Annotated in this window: 22 protein-coding genes and 1 other RNA gene; 15 read left to right on the plus strand and 8 right to left on the minus strand. The window is 62.5% G+C overall.

Annotated features, from left to right (window positions below; translation table 11 throughout):
- Nucleotides 1–371: 371 nt before the first annotated feature.
- Nucleotides 372–980 (minus strand): SspB family protein, encoded by a 609-nt coding sequence (locus tag BLP10_RS10010; RefSeq protein ID WP_091133903.1) that lies wholly within the window; start codon nt 978–980, stop codon nt 372–374.
- Between the two features lie 24 nt (nt 981–1,004).
- Nucleotides 1,005–1,361, minus strand: a transfer-messenger RNA (tmRNA) gene (ssrA, locus tag BLP10_RS10015).
- Nucleotides 1,362–1,527: 166 nt separating this feature from the next.
- Between ssrA and BLP10_RS10020 the strand changes: the two genes are divergently transcribed.
- From BLP10_RS10020 to BLP10_RS10060, 9 genes are all read left to right on the plus strand, one after another.
- Complete coding sequence (locus BLP10_RS10020; protein WP_091133906.1) at nt 1,528–2,322, plus strand: thymidylate synthase; 795 nt, start codon at nt 1,528–1,530, stop codon at nt 2,320–2,322.
- 5 nt (nt 2,323–2,327) lie between these two features.
- Complete coding sequence (locus BLP10_RS10025; RefSeq protein WP_091133908.1) at nt 2,328–2,633, plus strand: DUF2293 domain-containing protein; 306 nt, start codon at nt 2,328–2,330, stop codon at nt 2,631–2,633.
- A 64-nt stretch (nt 2,634–2,697) separates the two neighbouring features.
- The gene (locus tag BLP10_RS10030) at nt 2,698–3,210 is read left to right on the plus strand and encodes a dihydrofolate reductase (RefSeq protein WP_091133910.1); all 513 of its coding nucleotides are present in this window, start codon (nt 2,698–2,700) and stop codon (nt 3,208–3,210) included.
- Nucleotides 3,211–3,346: 136 nt separating this feature from the next.
- Complete coding sequence (hflK, locus tag BLP10_RS10035) at nt 3,347–4,492, plus strand: FtsH protease activity modulator HflK (protein WP_091133911.1); 1,146 nt, start codon at nt 3,347–3,349, stop codon at nt 4,490–4,492.
- Nucleotides 4,489–5,415, plus strand: coding sequence for a protease modulator HflC (gene hflC, locus BLP10_RS10040; protein WP_091133912.1), 927 nt, complete (start codon nt 4,489–4,491; stop codon nt 5,413–5,415). The genes hflK and hflC overlap by 4 nt, the downstream gene beginning before the upstream one ends.
- Nucleotides 5,416–5,421: 6 nt before the next feature.
- Nucleotides 5,422–5,613: a DUF2065 domain-containing protein gene (locus BLP10_RS10045; RefSeq protein WP_091133914.1), complete on the plus strand. Its 192-nt coding sequence runs from the start codon at nt 5,422–5,424 to the stop codon at nt 5,611–5,613.
- Between the two features lie 142 nt (nt 5,614–5,755).
- Nucleotides 5,756–7,267: a DegQ family serine endoprotease gene (locus BLP10_RS10050; protein WP_091134304.1), complete on the plus strand. Its 1,512-nt coding sequence runs from the start codon at nt 5,756–5,758 to the stop codon at nt 7,265–7,267.
- 169 nt (nt 7,268–7,436) lie between these two features.
- Complete coding sequence (acs, locus tag BLP10_RS10055) at nt 7,437–9,380, plus strand: acetate--CoA ligase (protein WP_091133916.1); 1,944 nt, start codon at nt 7,437–7,439, stop codon at nt 9,378–9,380.
- Between the two features lie 218 nt (nt 9,381–9,598).
- Nucleotides 9,599–10,420 carry an alpha/beta fold hydrolase gene (locus BLP10_RS10060; RefSeq protein ID WP_091133917.1) on the plus strand — a complete coding sequence of 274 codons (822 nt, stop codon included), beginning with the start codon at nt 9,599–9,601 and terminating at the stop codon, nt 10,418–10,420.
- Nucleotides 10,421–10,441: 21 nt separating this feature from the next.
- Here BLP10_RS10060 and serB read toward each other — a convergent pair whose 3' ends face one another.
- Complete coding sequence (gene serB / locus BLP10_RS10065; protein WP_091133920.1) at nt 10,442–11,353, minus strand: phosphoserine phosphatase SerB; 912 nt, start codon at nt 11,351–11,353, stop codon at nt 10,442–10,444.
- Between the two features lie 14 nt (nt 11,354–11,367).
- Here serB and miaA point away from each other — a divergent pair, with 14 nt between their 5' ends.
- Nucleotides 11,368–12,324 (plus strand): tRNA (adenosine(37)-N6)-dimethylallyltransferase MiaA, encoded by a 957-nt coding sequence (gene miaA, locus BLP10_RS10070; protein WP_091133922.1) that lies wholly within the window; start codon nt 11,368–11,370, stop codon nt 12,322–12,324.
- Here the strand turns inward: miaA and BLP10_RS10075 are convergent.
- Nucleotides 12,281–13,078, minus strand: coding sequence for an RMD1 family protein (locus BLP10_RS10075; protein ID WP_425286945.1), 798 nt, complete (start codon nt 13,076–13,078; stop codon nt 12,281–12,283). The genes miaA and BLP10_RS10075 overlap by 44 nt on opposite strands.
- A 319-nt stretch (nt 13,079–13,397) precedes the next feature.
- Between BLP10_RS10075 and BLP10_RS10080 the strand changes: the two genes are divergently transcribed.
- The 3 genes from BLP10_RS10080 to ilvN are packed head-to-tail and all read left to right on the plus strand — an operon-like array spanning nt 13,398 to nt 16,442.
- Entirely contained in the window at nt 13,398–15,170 is a 1,773-nt protein-coding gene (locus BLP10_RS10080) for an acetolactate synthase 3 large subunit (protein WP_091133925.1), read from the plus strand.
- Nucleotides 15,171–15,192: 22 nt separating this feature from the next.
- Nucleotides 15,193–15,870 carry a glutathione S-transferase family protein gene (locus tag BLP10_RS10085; RefSeq protein ID WP_091133927.1) on the plus strand — a complete coding sequence of 226 codons (678 nt, stop codon included), beginning with the start codon at nt 15,193–15,195 and terminating at the stop codon, nt 15,868–15,870.
- A gap of 26 nt (nt 15,871–15,896) precedes the next feature.
- Nucleotides 15,897–16,442 (plus strand): acetolactate synthase small subunit, encoded by a 546-nt coding sequence (gene ilvN / locus BLP10_RS10090; protein ID WP_091133930.1) that lies wholly within the window; start codon nt 15,897–15,899, stop codon nt 16,440–16,442.
- 4 nt (nt 16,443–16,446) lie between these two features.
- Here the strand turns inward: ilvN and BLP10_RS10095 are convergent, their stop codons facing one another.
- Nucleotides 16,447–16,992 (minus strand): DUF924 family protein, encoded by a 546-nt coding sequence (locus tag BLP10_RS10095; protein ID WP_091133933.1) that lies wholly within the window; start codon nt 16,990–16,992, stop codon nt 16,447–16,449.
- Nucleotides 16,993–17,265: 273 nt separating this feature from the next.
- On the opposite strand from BLP10_RS10095, the gene ilvC reads away from it, so the two are divergent.
- A complete protein-coding gene (ilvC, locus tag BLP10_RS10100; RefSeq protein ID WP_091133934.1) occupies nt 17,266–18,285 on the plus strand; it encodes a ketol-acid reductoisomerase in 1,020 nt (339 codons plus the stop codon).
- Nucleotides 18,286–18,357: 72 nt separating this feature from the next.
- On the opposite strand, the gene BLP10_RS10105 is transcribed toward ilvC, so the two are convergent.
- From BLP10_RS10105 to BLP10_RS10110, 3 genes are all read right to left on the minus strand, one after another.
- A complete protein-coding gene (locus BLP10_RS10105; RefSeq protein ID WP_091133935.1) occupies nt 18,358–18,711 on the minus strand; it encodes a hypothetical protein in 354 nt (117 codons plus the stop codon).
- Between the two features lie 108 nt (nt 18,712–18,819).
- A complete protein-coding gene (locus tag BLP10_RS23155) occupies nt 18,820–18,975 on the minus strand; it encodes a hypothetical protein (RefSeq protein WP_175493859.1) in 156 nt (51 codons plus the stop codon).
- Nucleotides 18,976–19,037: 62 nt separating this feature from the next.
- Entirely contained in the window at nt 19,038–19,607 is a 570-nt protein-coding gene (locus tag BLP10_RS10110; RefSeq protein ID WP_244510471.1) for a DedA family protein, read from the minus strand.
- Nucleotides 19,608–19,704: 97 nt separating this feature from the next.
- Between BLP10_RS10110 and pdxY the strand changes: the two genes are divergently transcribed.
- Nucleotides 19,705–20,553 carry a pyridoxal kinase PdxY gene (pdxY, locus tag BLP10_RS10115; protein ID WP_091133937.1) on the plus strand — a complete coding sequence of 283 codons (849 nt, stop codon included), beginning with the start codon at nt 19,705–19,707 and terminating at the stop codon, nt 20,551–20,553.
- Nucleotides 20,554–20,557 lie beyond the last annotated feature (4 nt).

The raw sequence follows: 20,557 nt of genomic DNA on the forward strand, positions 1-20,557 counted from the left end.
TTCCCTCCCCCTTGCGGGGAGGGGCAGGGGTGGGGGTGGTCCGACCGGGTGAGCGGATGAACCAGTGAGACGCTGGAATACCTCTCCCGGTTGGGAGAGGTCGGAGCGCAGCTCCGGGTGAGGGACTGCCTTGTCCGGAGAGGGCATTCCCTCACCCCTGCCCCTCTCCCACCCGGGAGAGGGGATGTGCTGTAGGGCTGTCATGTTCACTGGATCAGCAAAGCGCTTCGACATTCCGACCCCCACCCCTAACCCCTCCCCGCAAGGGGGAGGGAACACGCGCACTCGTCACGCGACTCCGCGCTCGGGCAGCGAGCCCGCGGGGCGACGTCTCGACAGATTGGGATTGAGCGGGCTGACCCGGAGAACCGTCAGTTCTTCTTGCGGAAAGCGTCGAGGCTCACGACCTCGGCCGTGCCGGCGGCGTTGGCGTCCGCGGCTTCGGGCTTGGAAGCGTCCTCCTGCAGGCTCTTCTCGCTCTTGGCGGCCGGAGCCTTCTCGGGGGCAGGCTTCTTCTCCGCAGCCGGAACGGCTGGCTTGCGGGGCTGCTTCAGCTCCACGGGCTCCGATCCACGGATCTGCTGCGGCGCGGGGGGAGCTTCGTTGATTTCCTCTTCCTCATCGTCCTGGCCATCGAACTTGAGGCCGAACTGCACGGAGGGGTCGAAGAAACCGGTGAGAGCATCGAAGGGAATGAGCAGCCGCTCGGGAACGCCGGAGAAGGAGAGGCCCACCTCGAAAGTGTGCTCGGTGACGTTCATGTCCCAGAACTGATGCTGGAGAACGATGGTCATCTCCTGAGGATATTTCTCGCGCAGGCGGTTCGACAGGCGAACGCCGGGGAAATCCGTCTGGAAGGAGATGTAGAAATGGTGCTCGCCCGGCAGGCCATCCTTGCAGTCGATCAGCACTTTGCGCACGACGCCCTTCAAGGCGTCCTGCACCAGAAGATCGTAGCGGATCAGGTCTTTGCCGGCCATAGGCGATCCCTATTCAGAAACAAAAGTGGAGGCTTCTGTTGCCAGGTGCCTCCGAACCCCGCCTAACGGTGCTACCCGCTAGGGCTTTGAGTCGGCTTTAGGGACCGCTTACGCAGCCACTGCAACCGGAGCATAGTTGTCGTTGGCAACTATAAATAGGCCCGATAACGGCGGAACCATGCCGAGCGAAAGTCTACCCTTTACGCCCTCGTCGATCCTATTTCGCCCCCGCCGAAACCCAGGATCGAGCCTGGGCTTTGGTGGAGGCGCCGGGTACCGCCCCCGGGTCCGATGGGTTTATTCCGATAGCCGTTTATCGCCATAGCCGGTCTGGCGACCGGCAAGCCCAATATAGGTGGCGCGATTGAAATTTGAAAGAGTGTGCGCGGCGAGATCGGCGAGGAAATGCATATTCGCAGATCCATGGCGGCGGCTTTCGGTATGCCCTTCAACAAGTCATTTGCGAAAATTAAATGATTCACAGGAATAGAAAATTCCTGACTCGGAGGGCAGGTTCGGCTGCCCTATGATGAGGGGAGGAGCGACCATGCAAGCCTATCACGATCTTCTCCGCCGCATCATGGATGAGGGCGTCCGCAAGGACGACCGGACCGGGACCGGGACCATCTCCGTCTTCGGCCACCAGATGCGCTTCGATCTCAGCGAGGGGTTCCCGCTCGTCACGACGAAGAAGCTGCACCTGCGCTCGATCATCCACGAGCTTCTCTGGTTCCTGAAGGGCGACACCAACATCCGCTACCTGCAGGAGAACGGCGTCACGATCTGGGACGAGTGGGCGGATGAGAACGGCGATCTCGGCCCCGTCTACGGCAAGCAATGGCGCTCATGGGCAAAGCCCGACGGCGGCACTGTCGACCAGATCAAATGGGTGCTCGACGAGATCCGCCGCAATCCCGATTCCCGCCGCCTGATCGTCTCCGCCTGGAATCCGGCGGAGCTCGACAAGATGGCGCTCGCGCCCTGCCATTGCCTGTTCCAGTTCTATGTGGCGGAGGGCCGGCTCTCCTGCCAGCTTTACCAGCGTTCGGCGGACGTTTTTCTCGGCGTGCCGTTCAATATCGCATCCTACGCCCTGCTCACGCACATGATGGCGCAGGCGACCGGGCTGCAGCCGGGCGATTTCGTGCATTCCTTCGGCGATGCGCACCTCTATCTCAACCATCTGGAGCAGACGCGCCTGCAGCTCTCCCGCGAGCCGCGGGCTTTGCCGAAGCTCAGGCTCAATCCGGCGGTGAGGTCGCTGTTCGATTTCACCTTTGATGACATCGCCATCGAGGATTACGATCCTCACCCCGCCATCAAGGCGCCCGTTGCGGTCTGACGCTCATGGACAGGCGCGAGGCTATTCAAAGCGCCGTTCGGGTTCTGGCTCCGCGAATCCCGAAACATGAATTCGAGTCCGTGACGGATCATGCGCTCGGCAGCCGGGGCCTTCATACCGCGTCGCCCGAGACCGCGGCGTGGCTGTCGATCACGGCCTATATCCGTCATCGTCTGACCGATTACGACAACCTGCTCGACGAAGGCTACGACGTGGACAGCGCGCGTTTCTTCGTCCTCGACGACATGAACGGCATTCTCGAGGAATGGGGCTCGCCGCGGCGCATCCAGGCCGAGGACGAGGCGGAGTAGGCATGCGGCGTATGACAAAGAACAGGCCCGCTTCGGCCGTCGTTACTTCTTCCTGGAAGGTGGCATGACATTTCCTCTCATCCTCGTGGTGGCCGTCGCCGAGAACGGCGTGATCGGACGCGACAACCAGCTTCTCTGGCGGATCAGAACCGACCTGAAGCGCTTTCGCGAGCTCACCATGTCCAAGCCCATGATCATGGGCCGCAAGACCTTCGAATCTATCGGCAAGCCCCTGCCGGGCCGTGAAACCATCGTGCTCACGCGCGATTCCGGCTTCTCGGCTCCCGGAATCCATGTGGTCCATGGCTGGGATCAGGCCGTGTCGAAGGGAGAGGAGCTTGCAACGGCGATGGGAGCGGGGGCGATTGCCGTCGTCGGGGGCGCCGAGATCTATAGAATCGCTTTGCCTCACGTGCAGACAATATACCTCACGGAAGTCGCGGCATCTCCGGCAGGAGATGCGTTCTTTCCCCCAGTCGATCGGTCACTCTTTCGTGAAACGGCGCGGATATCTCATCCAAAAAGCCCGGATGACGAGCACCCGTTTACCTTTATTGACTTCGAAAGACGCTCCTGAGCCACGCCAAGGTTGACGAAAGGCTTTTTAATCCCCAATTCGCAGGCTTGACAGGCGGAAGAGGCAACACCCAAAAACCGTCTACCAGTCCATCGGCTTTCCGGCCGGTCTTTATCAGAGTGAGGAAAGGCGTCCTATGCCTTGGAGTAACCAAAGCGGCGGCGGTGGCCCCTGGGGGCAACGTGGCGGATCAGGCGGCGGCAAGAGCCCATGGGGCTCGGGCGGACCGCAGGGCAATGGCAATCCGCCCGACCTTGAGGATATTCTGCGCCGTGGCCAGGATCGCCTGAAGGATTTCATCCCCGGCGGCGGCTCCATGGGCGGCAAGGGCATCATCCTCATCGTTCTGGGCGCCATCGCCATCTGGTTGCTGACCGGCTTCTATACGGTCCGGCCCAATGAGGTCGGCATCAACATGATCTTCGGGAAGTACAGCTCCAGCAGCGGCGAAGGTCTGCGCTACAACTATCCCTATCCGATCGGCCGGGTGATCAAGCCCGACGTGACCAGGCAGCAGCGCGTCGAAGTGGGGTATCGCTCCACCGCGACGGGGCAGGGGCGCCCTCGCGACGTGATTGAAGAGAGCCTGATGCTCACCGCCGACGAGAACATCGTCGATATCGATTTCGACGCGGTGTGGCAGATCAATCCTGCGCGTCCGCAGGATTATGTGTTCAATCTCCAGAATCCCGACGGCACCATCAAGTCCGTGGCCGAGAGCGCCATGCGCGAGGTGATCGGCCGCCGCAACATCCAGGCCATTCTCACCACCGAGCAGGCGAGCATCGCGACCGAAGTGCGCCAGATCATGCAGGAAGCGCTCGATGCTTACGGCGCAGGCGTGCTCATCAACGTGGTGCAGCTCCAGGCCGCGCGTCCGCCGTCCGAGGTCCAGCAGGCCTTCTTCGACGTGAACGCCGCACAGCAGGACGCCGTGCGCGTGCAGAACGAGGCTTCGGCCTATGCCAGCCGGATCGTGCCCGAGGCACGAGGCGAGGCGGCCCGCACCGTCCAGCAGGCGGAGGCCTATCGCGAGCAGTCCGTGGCCGACGCCACCGGTCAGGCCGCGCGCTTCAGCCAGGTTTACGAAGAGTACCGCAAGGCTCCGGATGTCAGCCGCGAGCGCATTTTCCTCGAAACCATGGAGCGCGTCTTCGGCAGCGTGGACAAGATCATCGTGGACCAGAACGGGCAGGGGGTCGTGCCTTTCCTGCCGCTCACCCAGGGACAATCCCAGCCGCCGCAATCCCAGAACAACACCAACCAGGGGGCTACGCGATGAATAACCCCGTCCTTCGCACAGGGCTCCTGATCCTTCTGGTTCTGGTCGCCATCGTTCTCTACAGCGCAACCTTCATCGTCCAGCAGACGCAATACGCACTCGTCCTGCGCTTCGGCGCGGTGCAGTCCGCGATTTCCGAGCCGGGCCTGAAGTTCAAGCTGCCGCTGGTCGACAACGTCACCTACTTCGAAAAGCGCGTTCTCGATCTCGACCTGCCCGTGCAGACGCTTCTGTCCGCCGACCGGCAGAACCTGGAGGTCGACGCCTTCACCCGTTACCGCATCGTCGATCCGCTGCGCTTCTATCAGGCAGTGGGTTCGATTTCCCTCGCCAACCAGCGCCTGCAGAGCTTCACCAACTCCGCCATGCGCAACATCCTGGCCAGCGCCTCGCGAGATGCCATCGTGCGCACCGAGCGTCCGCAGCTGATGGAACGCATCCAGGAGGATGTGAACCGTCAGGCCGGCAGCCTCGGCATCGAGATGATCGACGTGCGTCTCACCCGCGTCGATCTGCCCAACGCCAACAGTCAGGCGGTTTATCAGCGCATGCGTACGGAGCGTGAGCGCGAGGCCGCGGATCTTCGCGCCAACGGCAACCAGCAGGCGCAGACCATCCGCGCCCGCGCCGAACGCGAGGCAACCATCATCCGCGCCGAGGCAAACCAGAGGGCGGAAGAGCTGCGCGGTCAGGGCGACGCCGACCGTAACCGCATCCTCGCCGAGGCGTTCGGCCGGGATCCCGAGTTCTTCGCTTTCTACCGGTCCATGCAGGCCTACGAGGCGGGTCTCAAAGGAAGCGGGACGCGTCTCGTTCTGAGCCCCGACTCGGAATTCTTCCGCTACTTCAACGGGTCCAACGCTCGGCCCAATGGAGGAGCCTCCACAACAACCCCGGCTCCCCAGCCGGCTCCTGCACAGTAAGATCTGATGTTGGATTTGATTGCAGCCCTCGGCCTCGCTCTCGCGGTCGAGGGCATTTTGTTTGCCGCTTTCCCTGACGGGATGCGCCGCGCCATGTATGAGGCGGCGCACAGCCCGAGCGACCAGATGCGCCTCGTCGGCATCATCTCGGCCTTTGTCGGCCTCGGTATCATCTGGCTCGTGCGCTGGGTTGGTTGAGGAACAAAGCCTTGCGTTGCCCGAAGATGGCCTCCGCTTTCGGAGACAAGGCGCGGGAGCGGTCCAGCTTCCGCCGCATTCGCCGCTTGAATGGCGGGCAAGAACGACAATCTATATCTCATTCTCCAAGAGAGGGTTCTCGATGACTCATGCCACGAATGCGCTGGCGCTCTCCGTAACGGCGCTGCCCCAGCGTCCCTTGCGCCGACTGGCCGCGTCCTTCTTCGCGGTCGTGACGTTTGTCGCGGCAGCGATGCCGCTTCCCGCCACAGCCCGTTCGGCTCCGGAATCCTTCGCCGATCTGGCGGAGGAGGTGACCGGCGCCGTGGTCAACATTTCGGCCTCGACCACCGTTGAGGCCCGCAACCGCACCCTGCCTCAGCTTCCGCCCGGAACGCCGTTCGAAGATCTCTTCGAGGAGTTCTTCAATCGTCGCGGCCAAGGTGGCGGCGGCGAGAATGCGCCTTCGCGTCCCCGCAGCTCGAACTCGCTCGGCTCCGGCTTCGTGATCGACCCGTCGGGCATCGTGGTCACCAACAACCACGTGATCGGCGAGGCCAACGACATCAGCGTGATCTTCTCCGACGGCACGCGCCTGAAGGCCGAGATCGTGGGCAAGGATTCCAAGGTGGATCTCGCGGTCCTTCGCGTGAAGCCCGACAAGCCTCTCAAGGCCGTGAAGTTCGGCGATTCCGAATCCATCCGCCCCGGCGACTGGGTGATGGCGATCGGCAATCCCTTCGGCCTCGGCGGCTCCGTGACGGCCGGTATCGTGTCGGCGCGCGGCCGCAACATCGAGTCCGGTCCCTACGACAACTACATCCAGACGGACGCTTCCATCAACAAAGGCAATTCCGGCGGTCCGCTGTTCAACATGAACGGCGAGGTCATCGGCATCAACACCGCGATCCTCTCGCCTACGGGCGGCTCGGTGGGCATCGGCTTCGCCGTTCCCGCCTCCACGGCCGTTCCGATCATCGATCAGCTTCGCGAGTTCGGTGAAACCCGCCGCGGCTGGCTCGGCGTTCGCATTCAGAACGTGGACGACGCCACTGCAGAGGCCCTCAGCCTCGGCACCGCTCGCGGCGCGCTGATTGCAGGCATCGACGAGAAGGGCCCCGCCAAGCCGGCAGGCCTCGAAGTCGGTGACGTGATCGTCAAGTTCGACGGCAAGGACGTCAAGGATTCCCGCGATCTGCCGCGCATCGTGGCCTCCACGCCCGTCGGCAAGGAGGTCGATGTCGCCATCGTCCGCAAGGGCCAGGAGATGACCAAGAAGGTCACTCTGGGCCGACTTGAGGACGGCGAGAAGCAGGCCAGCCTTCAGCAGCCTTCGGGGGATGCTCCCACGGTCACGCGCCAAGCTCTGGGGCTCAGCATGTCCGGCATGTCGGACGAGCTGCGCCGTCGCTACAACCTGAAGGACGACCTGAAGGGCGTGGTCATCACCCGAGTGGATCCCAACTCCTCGGCCTCCGACAAGCGGATCCAGGCCGGTGAGGTGATCGTCGAGGTCAATCAGGAGCCGGTGACGAACCCGGCCGACGTGACCAAGAAGATCGACGACCTCAAGACACAGGGCCGCAAGTCCGCGCTGCTCCTGGTCTCCAACCCTCAGGGCGAGGTCCGTTTCGTGGCGCTGTCCATCGAATAAGGTCTTCCAGGATCGATGAAAAGGCGGCTCCGGCCGCCTTTTTTATTGGCGTTTCGTTCTGAATAAAGAACGTTTCGGTTGACATAGCGTCCAGGATAGGGGCATCTGAGGGCCTTGGCTCCTTCAACGCGGGTCTTATTGCGGCTCGCGGCTTCGATGATGAATTCCGATGACCCAGACCGTATTTCCCGTCCCCGCCAGCCTAGAAGCCTCCGCGCATGTGAATGCCGAAACCTATGAGGCGCTCTATCGTCAATCCATCGACGACCCTGAGACGTTCTGGCGCGAGCAGGCGCAGATCCTCGACTGGGCGAGGCCCTTCACTCAGGTGAAGAACACACGTTATTCGCCTGATGACGTCACCATCGAATGGTTTGCCGATGGCCGGCTGAACGCATCCTACAATTGCCTGGACCGTCACGCTGCCGTGCGCGGAAACGAGGCTGCGATCCTGTGGGAGGGCGACACGCCCGGCGAGACGAAACGGATCACATGGAGTGAGCTGCACAGTGAAGTATCGCGTCTCGCCAACGCGCTGAAGAAGCTCGGCGTGAAGAAGGGCGATTTCGTCAGCATCTATCTGCCCGTCATTCATCAGTCGATTGCAGCAATGCTCGCCTGCGTGCGCATCGGGGCTGTGCATTCCGTGGTGTTCAGCGGCTTTTCGTCGGAAGCGCTCGCGGGCCGCATCGAGGATTGCCGCTCGCGTGTTCTGATCACCGCCGACGAAGGCATGCGCGGCGGCAGATACGTTCCGCTGAAGAAGAACGCGGATGCGGCGCTCGAAGGTCTTCCTTTCGTCGAGCATGTTCTCGTGGTTCGCCGTACGGGGCGCGATGTTCCGATGAAAACAGGGCGCGACCGCTGGTACGATGAGGCGCTGGCCGAGGTGCCGGATACGTGCGAGCCGGTTGATGTGAGTGCGGAAGATCCTCTCTTCGTGCTCTACACATCCGGCTCCACTGGAAAGCCGAAAGGCATGCTGCATACGACAGGCGGCTATCTTGTCCATGCTGCCGCGAGCTTCAAGGCGATGTTCGACTATCACCCCGGCGACATCCATTTCTGCACGGCGGATGTGGGTTGGGTGACGGCACACACCTACCTGATCTACGGGCCTCTCGCGAATGGCGCGACCATCGTGCTGTTCGAAGGCGTGCCCACATGGCCCGATGCATCGCGCTGGTGGCAGATCGTCGAGACCTACAAGGTCAACATCTTCTACACCGCGCCGACCGCGGTTCGCTCGTTGATGCGCGAAGGCGAAGAGCCTGTCCGCAAGCACGATCTGTCGTCGCTGAAGGTTCTGGGTTCCGTGGGCGAGCCGATCAATCCCGAGGCGTGGCTCTGGTATCATGAGGTCATCGGCGGAGGGCGCTGCCCCATCGTCGATACCTACTGGCAGACCGAGACCGGCGCCGTGCTGCTGTGCCCGTTGCCGGGTGCGATGGCGCAGAAGCCCGGCTCTGCCGCAAGGCCGTTCTTCGGCGTGCGTCCGGAGCTTCTCAGCAGCGACGGCACGCCCGTCGAAGGCGAGGGATCAGGAAGCCTGTGCTTTGCGGATTCATGGCCGGGACAGGCGCGCACGATCCTCGGCGACCGCGAACGCTTCCTGAAAACCTATTTCAGCGCCTATCCCGGCTTCTACTTCACCGGCGACGGCGCGCGGCGCGATGCGGATGGCTATTACTGGATCACCGGCCGCCTGGACGATGTGATCAACGTGTCCGGCCACCGCCTCGGCACGGTCGAGGTGGAGGCCGCGCTCGCATCCCATCCCGCTGTCGCGGAAGCCGCCGTCGTGGGCTTTCCGCATGAGATCAAAGGGCAGGGCATCTTCGCATTCGTGACGTTGAAGGAGGGCATGGCGGAGAGCCATGATCTGCAGTCCGATCTGGTTCGGATCGTGCGGGCCCGGATCGGACCCATCGCCACTCCGGACCGGATCGAATGGGCCAGCCAGCTGCCGAAGAACCGCTCCGGCAAGATCCTGCGCCGCATTCTGACGCGCATCGCCGCGGGCGATTTCGAGAACCATGGCGACACATCGACCGTGGCCGATCCTGCCGTGGTTGCCGATATCGTCCGGCGGATTCAGCTTCAGCCTGCCTGACCGCCCAATCTTTGTCATAAAGGTCGTAGCTTATCAGCATCGGTTGCGTGCCGGAGGAGCCGCAAGGACATTCCCTCCGGCAATCCGATGCCTTGTCATCCAGTTCTGTACCCCAGTCAGTTCCATGAATTTTCAATGAGGCACAGCCGCTGGCCGTGACGGCTCGAGCGCGCGAATGACCCGCCCGATGATCAAACGGGGCATCAGGAGCAGAAGCTATGAGCACGATCACGACCAAGGACGGGACAGAGATCTTCTACAAGGATTGGGGCGAGGGGCAGCCCATCGTGTTTTCCCATGGCTGGCCGTTGAGCGCGGATGCCTGGGATGCGCAGATGTTCTTCTTCGGCGAGCGCGGCTACCGCGTGATCGCGCACGACCGGCGTGGACATGGGCGCTCAAGCCAGACATGGACCGGCAACGACATGGACACCTATGCGGACGATCTCGCCGCATTGATCGACCATCTCAACCTGAGGGATGCGATCCTCGTCGGCCATTCGACAGGTGGCGGCGAGGTGACGCGTTATCTCGGTCGCCATGGCACGCAGCGCGTCTCCAGGGTGGCCCTGATTAGTGCGATCCCGCCTTTGATGCTGAAGACCGAGGCCAATCCGCAAGGAGCGCCGATCGAGGTCTTCGACGACATTCGAAAGAACACCTACCTCAATCGGCCGCAATTCTTCTACGATCTTACGCTCCCCTTCTATGGGTTCAACCGGGAGGGCGCGAAGGTATCCGAGGGCATTCGCATGGCCTTCTGGCTGCAAGGCATGCAGGCCGGAATCAAATCGGCCTATGACTGCATCAAGCAGTTTTCAGAATCCGATCTCACGGAAGACCTGAAGAAGATCGATGTGCCGACGCTGGTTCTGCATGGCGACGACGATCAAATCGTGCCGATCGCAGCATCCGCCATGCTGTCATCCAAGCTCTTGCCGAATGCGACGTTGAAGGTTTACCCCGGCGGAGCGCACGGATTGGCGCAGCTTGAGGTCGAGCGGTTCAACAACGATCTTCTCGCATTCATTCAGGCATGACGCGGTCGGTTGCGGCGTCGCTTAAGATGCCGCAACGATCTCGTCGGCGCGATAGCCTTGCGCATAGAGAAGCGCAGTCAAATCGGCGTGGTCGATGCGCGCGTGAGCGGCGGCGGCGACCGCAGGTTTTGCGCGGAATGCCACCCCTAGTCCTGCTCCACCCAGCATGGCGAGATCATTGGCGCCGTCGCCGACGGCCATGGTCTCGTGATGTTCGAGCTTGAAGCGATCACGCAGTTCGACCAGCGTCGCGAGCTTCGCCTCGCGGCCGAGGATCGGCTCCTCGACGAGGCCTGCGAGCTTCTCGCCGTTGAGGATCAGGTGGTTGGAGCGATGCTCGTCGAAGCCGATCTTCGCGCCGATGGGGCCGGTGAACAGGGTGAAGCCGCCGGAGACGAGGCAAGTGTAGCCCCCGTTCTTGCGGATGGTCTGAACCAGCGCCCGTCCGCCGGGGGTGAGGGTGATGCGCTTCTCGACGATCTCGTCCACCACGCCGACCGGCAGGCCTTTCAACAGCGCCACGCGCTCCCGCAGGGCGGGCTCGAAGGCGATCTCGCCGCGCATGGCGCGCTCGGTGATCTCCGAGACCTCTGCCTTGAGCCCCACGTAATCGGCAAGCTCGTCGATGCATTCCTGGGCGATCATGGTGGAGTCCATGTCCGCCAGGAACAGGCGCTTGCGGCGAGTGGCGGCAGGCTGCACGACGATGTCGACAGGCTGGCCCTCCAGGGCCGAGCGCAGGGATGCTTCGACCGTCTTTGCCTCGGCGGGAGTGGAGAGAACCAGATCCGCTGCAATTCCCCTTGCCAGAACGTTGCGTTCCGTCTCATGTCCCACCGCACGGACCGCCAGGGCCACGAGATCGTCGGTCACGACCGGCTGGGACGGGTTGGCGATCAGGGTCGCGACGAGGGAGCTTTGAGAAGACGCCATGAGGAGACCGGGCTGTGAGTGATGGAAAGGTCGGTGCGGTTCTCATTGCAGGACCGACCGCATCAGGCAAGTCCGCCCTGGGCATCAAACTGGCTCAAAGCCTCGACGGCGTGGTGATCAATGCCGATTCCATGCAGGTCTATCGCGACCTTCGCGTCATCACGGCCCGCCCGACACCCGACGAGGAGGCGCAGGCTCCTCACCGTCTCTACGGTCATGTGGACGCTGCCGTGAACTTCTCCGTCGGGCGCTACATGGCCGATGCAACTCAGGTGCTGTCCGAGGTCCGGAGCCGCGGTCAGCTCCCGATCTTCGTGGGTGGAACGGGGCTTTACTTCAAGGCCCTCACGGAAGGTCTCTCGGATATTCCGACCGTTCCGGAAGAGGTTCGCGAGGAGGTGCGCCGGGAGAGCGAAGGCCTGGAAACGCCCGAGCTTCACCGCCTGCTGACGGAGCGCGATCCCGAGACGGCCAGAACTTTGCGCCCCTCCGACCGCCTGCGGGTACAGCGGGCGCTCGAAATCTTTGCGGCTACGGGGCAGCCGCTCATCTCCTTCCACGGAGCCCGCCAGCCGGGGCCTTTGAACGACATCCCCCTCATCAAGCTGTTCCTCGCGCCTGAGCGGGAGGAGCTGCGCCGCCGCATCGACACCCGTTTCCTCGCCATGATGGAGCAGGGGGCGCTGGAGGAGGTGAGGGCGTTGGGCGAGCGCAACCTCGATCCCATGCTTCCCGCCATGCGGGCCCACGGCGTACCCGGCCTCCTGGCCTATCTGCGCGGCGAGATTTCACGCGATGAGGCGGTCAGCAAAGGCCAGGGCGACACGCGCCGTTACGCCAAGCGCCAGTTCACCTGGTTCCGCCACCAGCTGCCGGATTGGGATTGGGTGGAGCCGGAGAGGGGCTATGAGGCCGTGGTGGCGCGCCTCAATGCCCCGTTAGATAGCCCACGGCCATCTGATAGAAGGTGATGAAGATCTCGAACACGATCAGGAGCACGATGATCAACTCGAGACGCAGCGAGCGCTCCGTGTCGATGATGTCGGTGAGGGCCTGGGCGGTATCGCCGAGCACTTCGAGCTTGCTGTGGAGGGCCGCGGCGCGCTCCTTCAGCTCGTACTCGTCCTCGAGGCGCGCATAGAGGCGCTCGAGGTCGGGCCTGTCCCAGAGCACGTCCGGTTTTTCCTCCACGGCCACGCCGCCGGACATGCGCTGGCGCACCAGGAGGGCATGGCCCACCTGCTTCATGATCTTGCGGCGGTCGCGCGGGCGGCGGCCCTTCTGCGCGAGGTGCTGGACGGAAGGCTCCACCAGTTCGAAGGCGGCCGTGGCCTCGCGCTCGTCGCGGGCCAGCGTCGCGCTTTTGGAGAGCGCGTCGGCGATCAGGATGAGCCGTTCGGTGGAGAGCTCCTTGATGTAGATAGGCCCGCCGGGCGGGATCTGGTCGTCCCGGTCGGGGGAGATCTCGATGATCGCGGTTTCCTCCTCGTGCCTCGCGAACTCGCCCTGGATGCGCTGGCGCAGGCCGCGGATCACCTCGTCCTCCTCGAGCGGGGTAAGGCCGACGAGCACAGCCACGCCATAGCGGAACAGGGCTACGAAGCCATCCTGGCCGGCGCGGAAGGCGAGGGGGGTGGTGGACAGAACGTCGCTGCGCTCAAGGCCTGCCACGTCGAGACGGTCGCCGAGAAGAAGGGCGCGGGCGGTCAGGCGCTGATTTTGCATCGGGGCGCCTGTCGAAGAGATGATATCGGTCATGGTCATACGACTAAAATAGGACGGGCACCTTAAAAGCTAAGGCGCGTTCTGCCAACGGGTCCCGCTTGACCGACCGAAATGGATCATATAGCGTCGGCGCAACTTTTGAACCGAGAGCTGCCCAAATGCGCAAGCTTATTCTCGTAGTACGAGCGCCATCGACGGAGCGGGATTGATCCCCGCAGGTCCGGCGATGGCGCACAGGCCCCCTCAGGGGCCTTTTTTATTGCCCAAAACACCAGAACACCGCACACATAAACACCAAAGACCCGACGGAGCGAAGACCATGAGCGAGACGATGACCGGAGCCGAAATGGTGATCCGAGCCCTGCAGGACCAGGGAGTCGAGCATGTGTTCGGCTATCCTGGCGGCGCGGTGCTTCCCATCTACGATGCGCTCTTCCATCAGGAGAAGGTGCGCCACGTGCTGGTGCGCCATGAGCAGGGGGCTGTTCACGCTGCGGAAGGCTATGCCCGCGCCTCGGGCAAGCCGGGCGTGGTGCTGGTGACGTCAGGGCCCGGCGCGACGAACGCCATTACGGGTCTGGCTGACGCCATGATGGACTCGATCCCTCTGGTCTGCATCACCGGCCAGGTGCCCACGCATCTCATCGGCTCCGATGCGTTCCAGGAATGCGACACGGTGGGCATCACGCGCCACTGCACGAAGCACAACTATCTGGTCAAATCCATCGAAGACCTCCCGCGTGTTCTGCACGAGGCCTTCTACGTGGCGCAGAACGGCCGTCCGGGCCCGGTGGTAGTGGACCTGCCGAAGGACATCCAGTTCAAGGCAGGCCAGTACGCCCGCCCCCTGAGCAACCAGCACAAGACCTACCGCCCCACCGTGAAGGGCGACATGGACCATATCCGCGCGGCCATCGAGCTCATGGCGAACGCCAAACGCCCGGTGTTCTATACGGGCGGCGGCGTCATCAATTCCGGCACGCAAGCATCTGCATTGCTTCGTGAGCTGGTGCAGCTCACAGGCTTTCCCATCACCTCCACGCTCATGGGGCTCGGCGCCTATCCGGCTTCCGACAGGCAATGGCTCGGCATGCTCGGCATGCACGGCACATACGAAGCCAATCTCGCGATGCATGAATGCGACGTGATGATCAATATCGGCGCGCGCTTCGATGACCGCATCACCGGCCGCCTCGATGCCTTCTCGCCGTTCTCCAAGCGCATCCACGTCGATATCGATCCTTCTTCCATCAACAAGACGGTGAAGGTGGACATTCCGATCGTCGGCGATTGCGCGCATGTTCTGGAAGACATGGTGCGCCTGTGGCGCCAGGGCGCGAAACAGGCGGACAAGGGTGAGCTGCAGGAGTGGTGGAACAAGATCGAGGGCTGGCGTGCGCGCAACTGCCTCGCCTACAAGAACTCGAAGGAAACCATCAAGCCGCAATATGCGGTGCAGCGCCTGTACGAACTCACCAAGGATCGCGCGCCCTACGTGACGACCGAGGTCGGCCAGCATCAGATGTGGGCTGCGCAGTATTTCAGGTTCGATGAACCGAACCACTGGATGACCTCCGGCGGCCACGGCACCATGGGCTACGGCCTGCCGGCGGCTGTGGGCGCGCAGCTTGCGCACCCTGATGCTCTCGTTATCGACATCGCGGGCGAAGCCTCGATCCAGATGATGCTGCAGGAGATGTCGACGGCCCTGCAATACAACCTGCCGATCAAGGTGTTCATCCTGAACAACGAATACATGGGCATGGTGCGCCAGTGGCAGGAGCTGCTGCACGGTGGACGTTACTCGCAGAGCTATTCGGAATCGCTGCCCGATTTCGTCAAGCTCGCGGAAGCTTATGGCGGCGTCGGCATCCGCTGCGACAACCCGGCCGAACTCGATGCGAAGATCATGGAGATGATCAACGTGAACCGCCCGGTGATCTTCGACTGCATCGTCGACAAGACGGAAAACTGCTTCCCGATGATCCCGTCGGGCAAGGCTCACAACGAGATGCTGCTCAACGATTATCTCGGAGAAACCGGGACCGACATCGGCTCCGTGATCGACGAGAAGGGCAAGATGCTGGTGTGATTTCAGGAAAGAGTGCTTGACCATGCCGACCCTCGTCATCGCCAACAAGTGCTACTCGTCCTGGTCGCTGCGCCCCTGGCTGCTGATGAAGCAGCTGGGCGTGGCCTTCGATGAGATCATGATTCCGCTCGACCTGCCCGACACGAAGGAGAAGGTGCTCAGGCATTCTCCGGCTGGGAAGGTGCCGATCCTCATCGACGGTCGTGCGACCGTGTGGGAAAGCCTCGCGATCATGGAGTACGTGAGCGAGACCTTCGCCCCTGCATGGCCCGAAGATCGCGAGGCCCGCGCCATGGCGCGCTCGGTCGCAGCGGAGATGCATGCGGGTTTCATGGCTCTGCGCAGCGCCTGCCCAATGAATCTCGGCAAGAAATACGCCTCGAAGGATCGCGGCGAGGCTGTCGCGCGCGACGTGGCGCGCTTCTCCGAGATCGTGCGCCAGGCGCGTGAGCGCTTCGGTGCGGGCGGACCGTTCCTCTTCGGTGCATTCTCGGCAGCGGACGCCATGTATGCGCCGCTCGCGACGCGCCTCGAAACCTATTCCATTGCTCTCGATCGCGAAACCCGCGCTTACGTCGATGCGATCCTCTCGCTTCCCGCCTTCCAAGAGTGGCGCTCCGAGGCACTGAAGGAAAGCTGGATCGTCGATGCCGACGAAGCCGACGAAGAGCCCATCGAAAATTACCGCAACGCCGCCTGACGCTCAGATAAAGCCGGATAACGAACATGCTCCAGATGAAAACCCACTATCCCGATGCGACCCGCGTCGAACCCGTCAACCGGCACACGCTCGCCATCGTCGTGGACAACGAGCCGGGCGTCCTCGCCCGCATCGCCGGCCTCTTCTCGGGCCGCGGCTACAATATCGAGAGCCTGACCGTCACGGAGACGCAGCACGAGGCGCATATCTCGCGCATCACCATCGTGACGACTGGGACGCACAGCATCATCCAGCAGATCAAGAGCCAGCTGGAGCGCCTCGTGCCCGTGCATCGCGTGGTCGATCTCACGCTGACCGGCGAAGCGGTGGAGCGCGAGCTCTGCCTCGTGAAGGTCGTTGGCAAGGGCGATCATCGCGTGGAAGCCATGCGTCTTGCCTCAGCCTTTGGCGCGCGCACGTTGGATGCCACGCTCACCTCCTTCGTCTATGAAATGACCGGCACCACCGACGAGGTCGAGCGCTTCATCAAGCTGATGACGGCGGTGGGCCTCGTGGAAGTCTCCCGCACCGGCGTCGCCGCCATGGCGCGCGGTGCGGAAGGGATCATGTAGGAGGTCAGCCTCTGAACTCGCTCTCTTGCAGGAAGGCTTCCTCCTCCGGTGTCGTCTCTCGTCCGAGAATGGCGTTGCGGTGGGGGAAGCGGCCGAAGCGGGCGATGATGTCGTGATGGTGGCGCGCCCACTTGATGGAATCCTCGCTGAGGGTTTCGTTCAGGGCCACCGAGCGTTCCTGGTGCCGCAATGACTCGGAATGCATGAAGGGCAGGTAGAAGAAACGGCGGAACTCCGGTTCCACCTTGTGGTCGAACTCACGCTCGATGGCGCGCTCTGCCGCCATCAGGGCGACGGGATCGGTCTTGTAGGTCTCGCGCTGTCCCCGGAACATGTTTCTCGGGAGCTGATCGAGGAGAAGAACAACGGCGAGCGCGCCCTCGGGGGTGAGTTCCCATTCGTTGAGGTCGCCCCTGGCAGCGGCCTCGTAAGTGGGCATGAAACGGTCCCGGCAGGCTTGGTCGAAGGCTTCGTCCTTCGAGAACCACTTGTCGGGGCCGGCTTCGCGCCAGAAGGCGAGAACTTCATCGGGAGTGGCGAGGCGCTGCATGCGACTTGTCCTTGTGAGAAGAGGTTGCTCGTAACCGATCTAGAGCATGAGCGAGTTCTTTGAACTCTCAAGGCTCGGACCGTTTGTAAGGAAGGGCAAATCCACCATTTCAGGCGGATAGCGCATTTTTCCTACAAACTTCGACTTGTCAGCGCAGTTTTGTTCGTTAAAAGCGGCGCGGGACAAAATAAATGTTGCGTGAGGCTTTCGCCCGAGCGCAGCGCCAACGAAGACTGGGGCGGGGAGCCCCTGAAACACAAGGACTAGAGCACCATGCGCGTGTATTACGATCGCGACGCCGATATCAATCTGATCAAGGGCAAGAAGGTCGCCATCGTCGGCTACGGCAGCCAGGGCCATGCTCATACGCTGAACCTGCGCGACTCCGGCGTGAAGGACATCGTGGTGGCGCTTCGCAAGGGCTCTCCCTCCGCCGCCAAGGCCGAGAAGGCTGGCATCAAGGTCATGGAAGTGGCCGAAGCCGCCAAGTGGGCCGACGTGGTCATGATGCTCACCCCTGACGAACTGCAGGCCGACATCTACCGCAACGACCTGCACGATAACATGAAGCAGGGCGCTGCTCTCCTGTTCGCCCACGGCCTCAACGTGCATTTCAACCTCATCGAGCCCCGCAAGGATCTCGACGTGCTCATGGTCGCCCCGAAGGGCCCGGGCCACACGGTTCGCTCCGAGTACCAGCGTGGCGGCGGCGTGCCGACCCTCATCGCGATCCACCAGGATGCCACGGGCAATGCCCACGACATCGCGCTGTCCTACGCTTCCGCCAATGGCGGCGGCCGCGCCGGCATCATCGAAACCACCTTCAAGGAAGAGTGCGAGACCGACCTCTTCGGCGAGCAGGTGGTGCTCTGCGGCGGTCTCGTCGAGCTGATCAAGGCTGGCTTCGAGACCCTGGTCGAGGCGGGCTACGCCCCCGAGATGGCCTATTTCGAGTGCCTGCACGAAGTGAAGCTCATCGTCGACCTCATCTACGAGGGCGGCATCGCCAACATGAACTATTCGATCTCGAACACCGCCGAATACGGCGAGTACGTGACGGGTCCGCGCATCATCACGCCCGAGACGAAGGCCGAGATGAAGCGCGTTCTGGAGGACATCCAGACCGGCAAGTTCACCCGCGACTGGATGCTCGAGAACAAGGTCAACCAGACCTCGTTCAAGGCCGTGCGCGCCCGCAACGCCGCTCACCCCATCGAGGACGTGGGCGCCCGCCTGCGCGACATGATGCCGTGGATCAAGGAAAAGGCGCTGGTCGACAAGACCAAGAACTGATCTTCGCGAAAGAGCGACAACGAAAAAGGGGCGGAAATTTCCGCCCCTTCTTTTTTGTTCGCGTGAGACGGATCAGAGCGCGTGGCCAGCCAGCGCGGAGACTGCGATCAGCGCGCAAAGGTGAAACCCAAGGCTCGGGCGGCGGCGGATCCAGAAATGAAAAAGGCCGGCGCATAGCGTGAGCACGACAAGCAGGAGCCACACGCCCTGGGCGATGTGATTCAGGCTCATCATGCCTGTGAGGAGGATCCCTGACGTCCAGGTCTCCATCAGCCATAGTGCTGCGAACACGATGGCCGCGACCTTCCATTCGTAATGGCGCCAGGTCTCCGGCAGGCCGGTCATGCCGAGATCGCTCGGGAACTGCTCGTCCAGTGAATCGTCGTCGTCGTGCCAAGCGTATGAGCGCTTAGAGCTTCGTTCCATAGCAATGCTTCCGTAATGTTATAGCTTGGCATTAACATTACGGAAGCCGTTTGCAACCTCCGAGAACGGAGGGGATTTTTATCCAAGGAGCAGAAAAGTAACCGGCTCTTACTGTTGGTTGCTCTTCGTATTCTGCGCCTTGTTGTTGTCCTGCTTGGTAGAGTCGTTGCGGTTCTTCATGGTGCCGCCCGAGCCGCGGATGTGATCGCCGGGATGCTTCTTGCTCTCGCCGGAATTGTCGCCGTTCATCTTGCCTTTACCCATGGGGAAGCCTCCTTTGGTGTCGGAGGTCAATGAGCCGTGCCGAACCCGGTTCCTGCGAAAATTCACCACAGCAGGTAATGCGCCAAACCCACGCCGGGGGCGAGAAGGGCGAAGGACCATACCGAAGCCGAGGCCATGTTGGCCGCCTGGAAGAGCACGCGAGGCATCAGGAAGATGCCGGCGATCAGGGGCAGCGTGGCGCGGGTGGGGCCGAAGAAACGGCCGAGGAACATGGCCCAGGGACCGAAGCGGAGAAAGAATTTCTCTCCCTTCTCGATCAGGTCGGGCCTGCGCGAGAGGGGCCAGATTCCATAAGCCCGCTTCTTCACCTTGTGACCGATCTCATAGGAGATCCAGGCGCTCAGGAAGGCACCTGCCGCAGCCCCAAGCCACACATGCCAGAAGGTCACGTCGGCCGCCGCCAGGGCGAAGCCCACGGCCACGAGGATCGTGATCATCGGCAGAACGAGCGAGATGAAGGCGAATGATTCCCCGAAGGTCATGAGGCCTACGATCAAGGGCGCATAGGCCTGATGGGCCCGAATGAACTCGATGATGGTGCCGGTAATGGTCTCAAGATTCACGCGTGGCGTCTCCTTCATGCCTTCCTGCGGCGAACGCGCGGACCTCATGCCACGATCCAGCATCCTCGTGATGAAAAAGATCACATCACGTCATTTGAAGCCGGACCGGCGATGCGCTAACCGAAAGAGAGAAGGGGCTATAGCCATGAATGTTCTCTCGATCCAGTCACATGTCGCTTATGGTCATGTAGGCAACGCATCCGCCGTGTTTCCGATGCAGCGTCTCGGCGTCGAGGTCTGGCCCATTCATACGGTGCAGTTCTCCAATCATACAGGCTACGGCTCCTGGAAGGGCCGGGTCTTCGACGGGCCGGCCATCGAGGAGCTGGTCGAGGGGATCGCGGATCGCGGCGTGCTCAACCGCTGCGACGGCGTGCTCTCCGGCTATATGGGCTCGGCCGATATCGGCAATGCGATCCTTGCCGCCGTTGCAAGGGTGCGAGGGCTCAACCCCGACGCGCTCTATTGCTGCGATCCTGTGATCGGCGATGTGGGGCGCGGCGTCTTCGTGCGTCCCGGCATTCCCGAATTCATGCGCGATCAGGCGGTCCCCGCCGCAGACATCATCACTCCGAACCATTTCGAGCTGGATTATCTCTCGGGCCTCACGACGGAAACCTTGAACGATGTGAAGAAGGCTATCGCTGTGGTGCAGCAGCTCGGACCCCGGGTCGTGCTCGCGACCTCCGTCGAGGCCAAAGAGACTCCCGACGGCTCCATCGATCTCATCGCGGGCGAGGGCGGTCGCTTCTGGCGGGTGCGGACGCCCAAGCTCTCGCTGAGCATCAACGGGGCAGGGGATGCGATCGCGGCGCTGTTCTTCGTCCATTATGCGCGCTCGGGCTCCGCAGCAACGGCCCTTGCCGAAGCATCCGCCTCCGTCTACGGCTTGCTGAAGCGCACGGAGGAGGCAGGAGCCCGGGAGATCCTCACCATCGCCGCGCAGGACGAGTTCGTCTCGCCGACTTACCGTTTCCGCCCGGAAGAGGTTTGATCCG

It is taken from the genome of Microvirga guangxiensis, assembly GCF_900102135.1.
Classification (GTDB): Bacteria; Pseudomonadota; Alphaproteobacteria; order Rhizobiales; family Beijerinckiaceae; genus Microvirga; species Microvirga guangxiensis.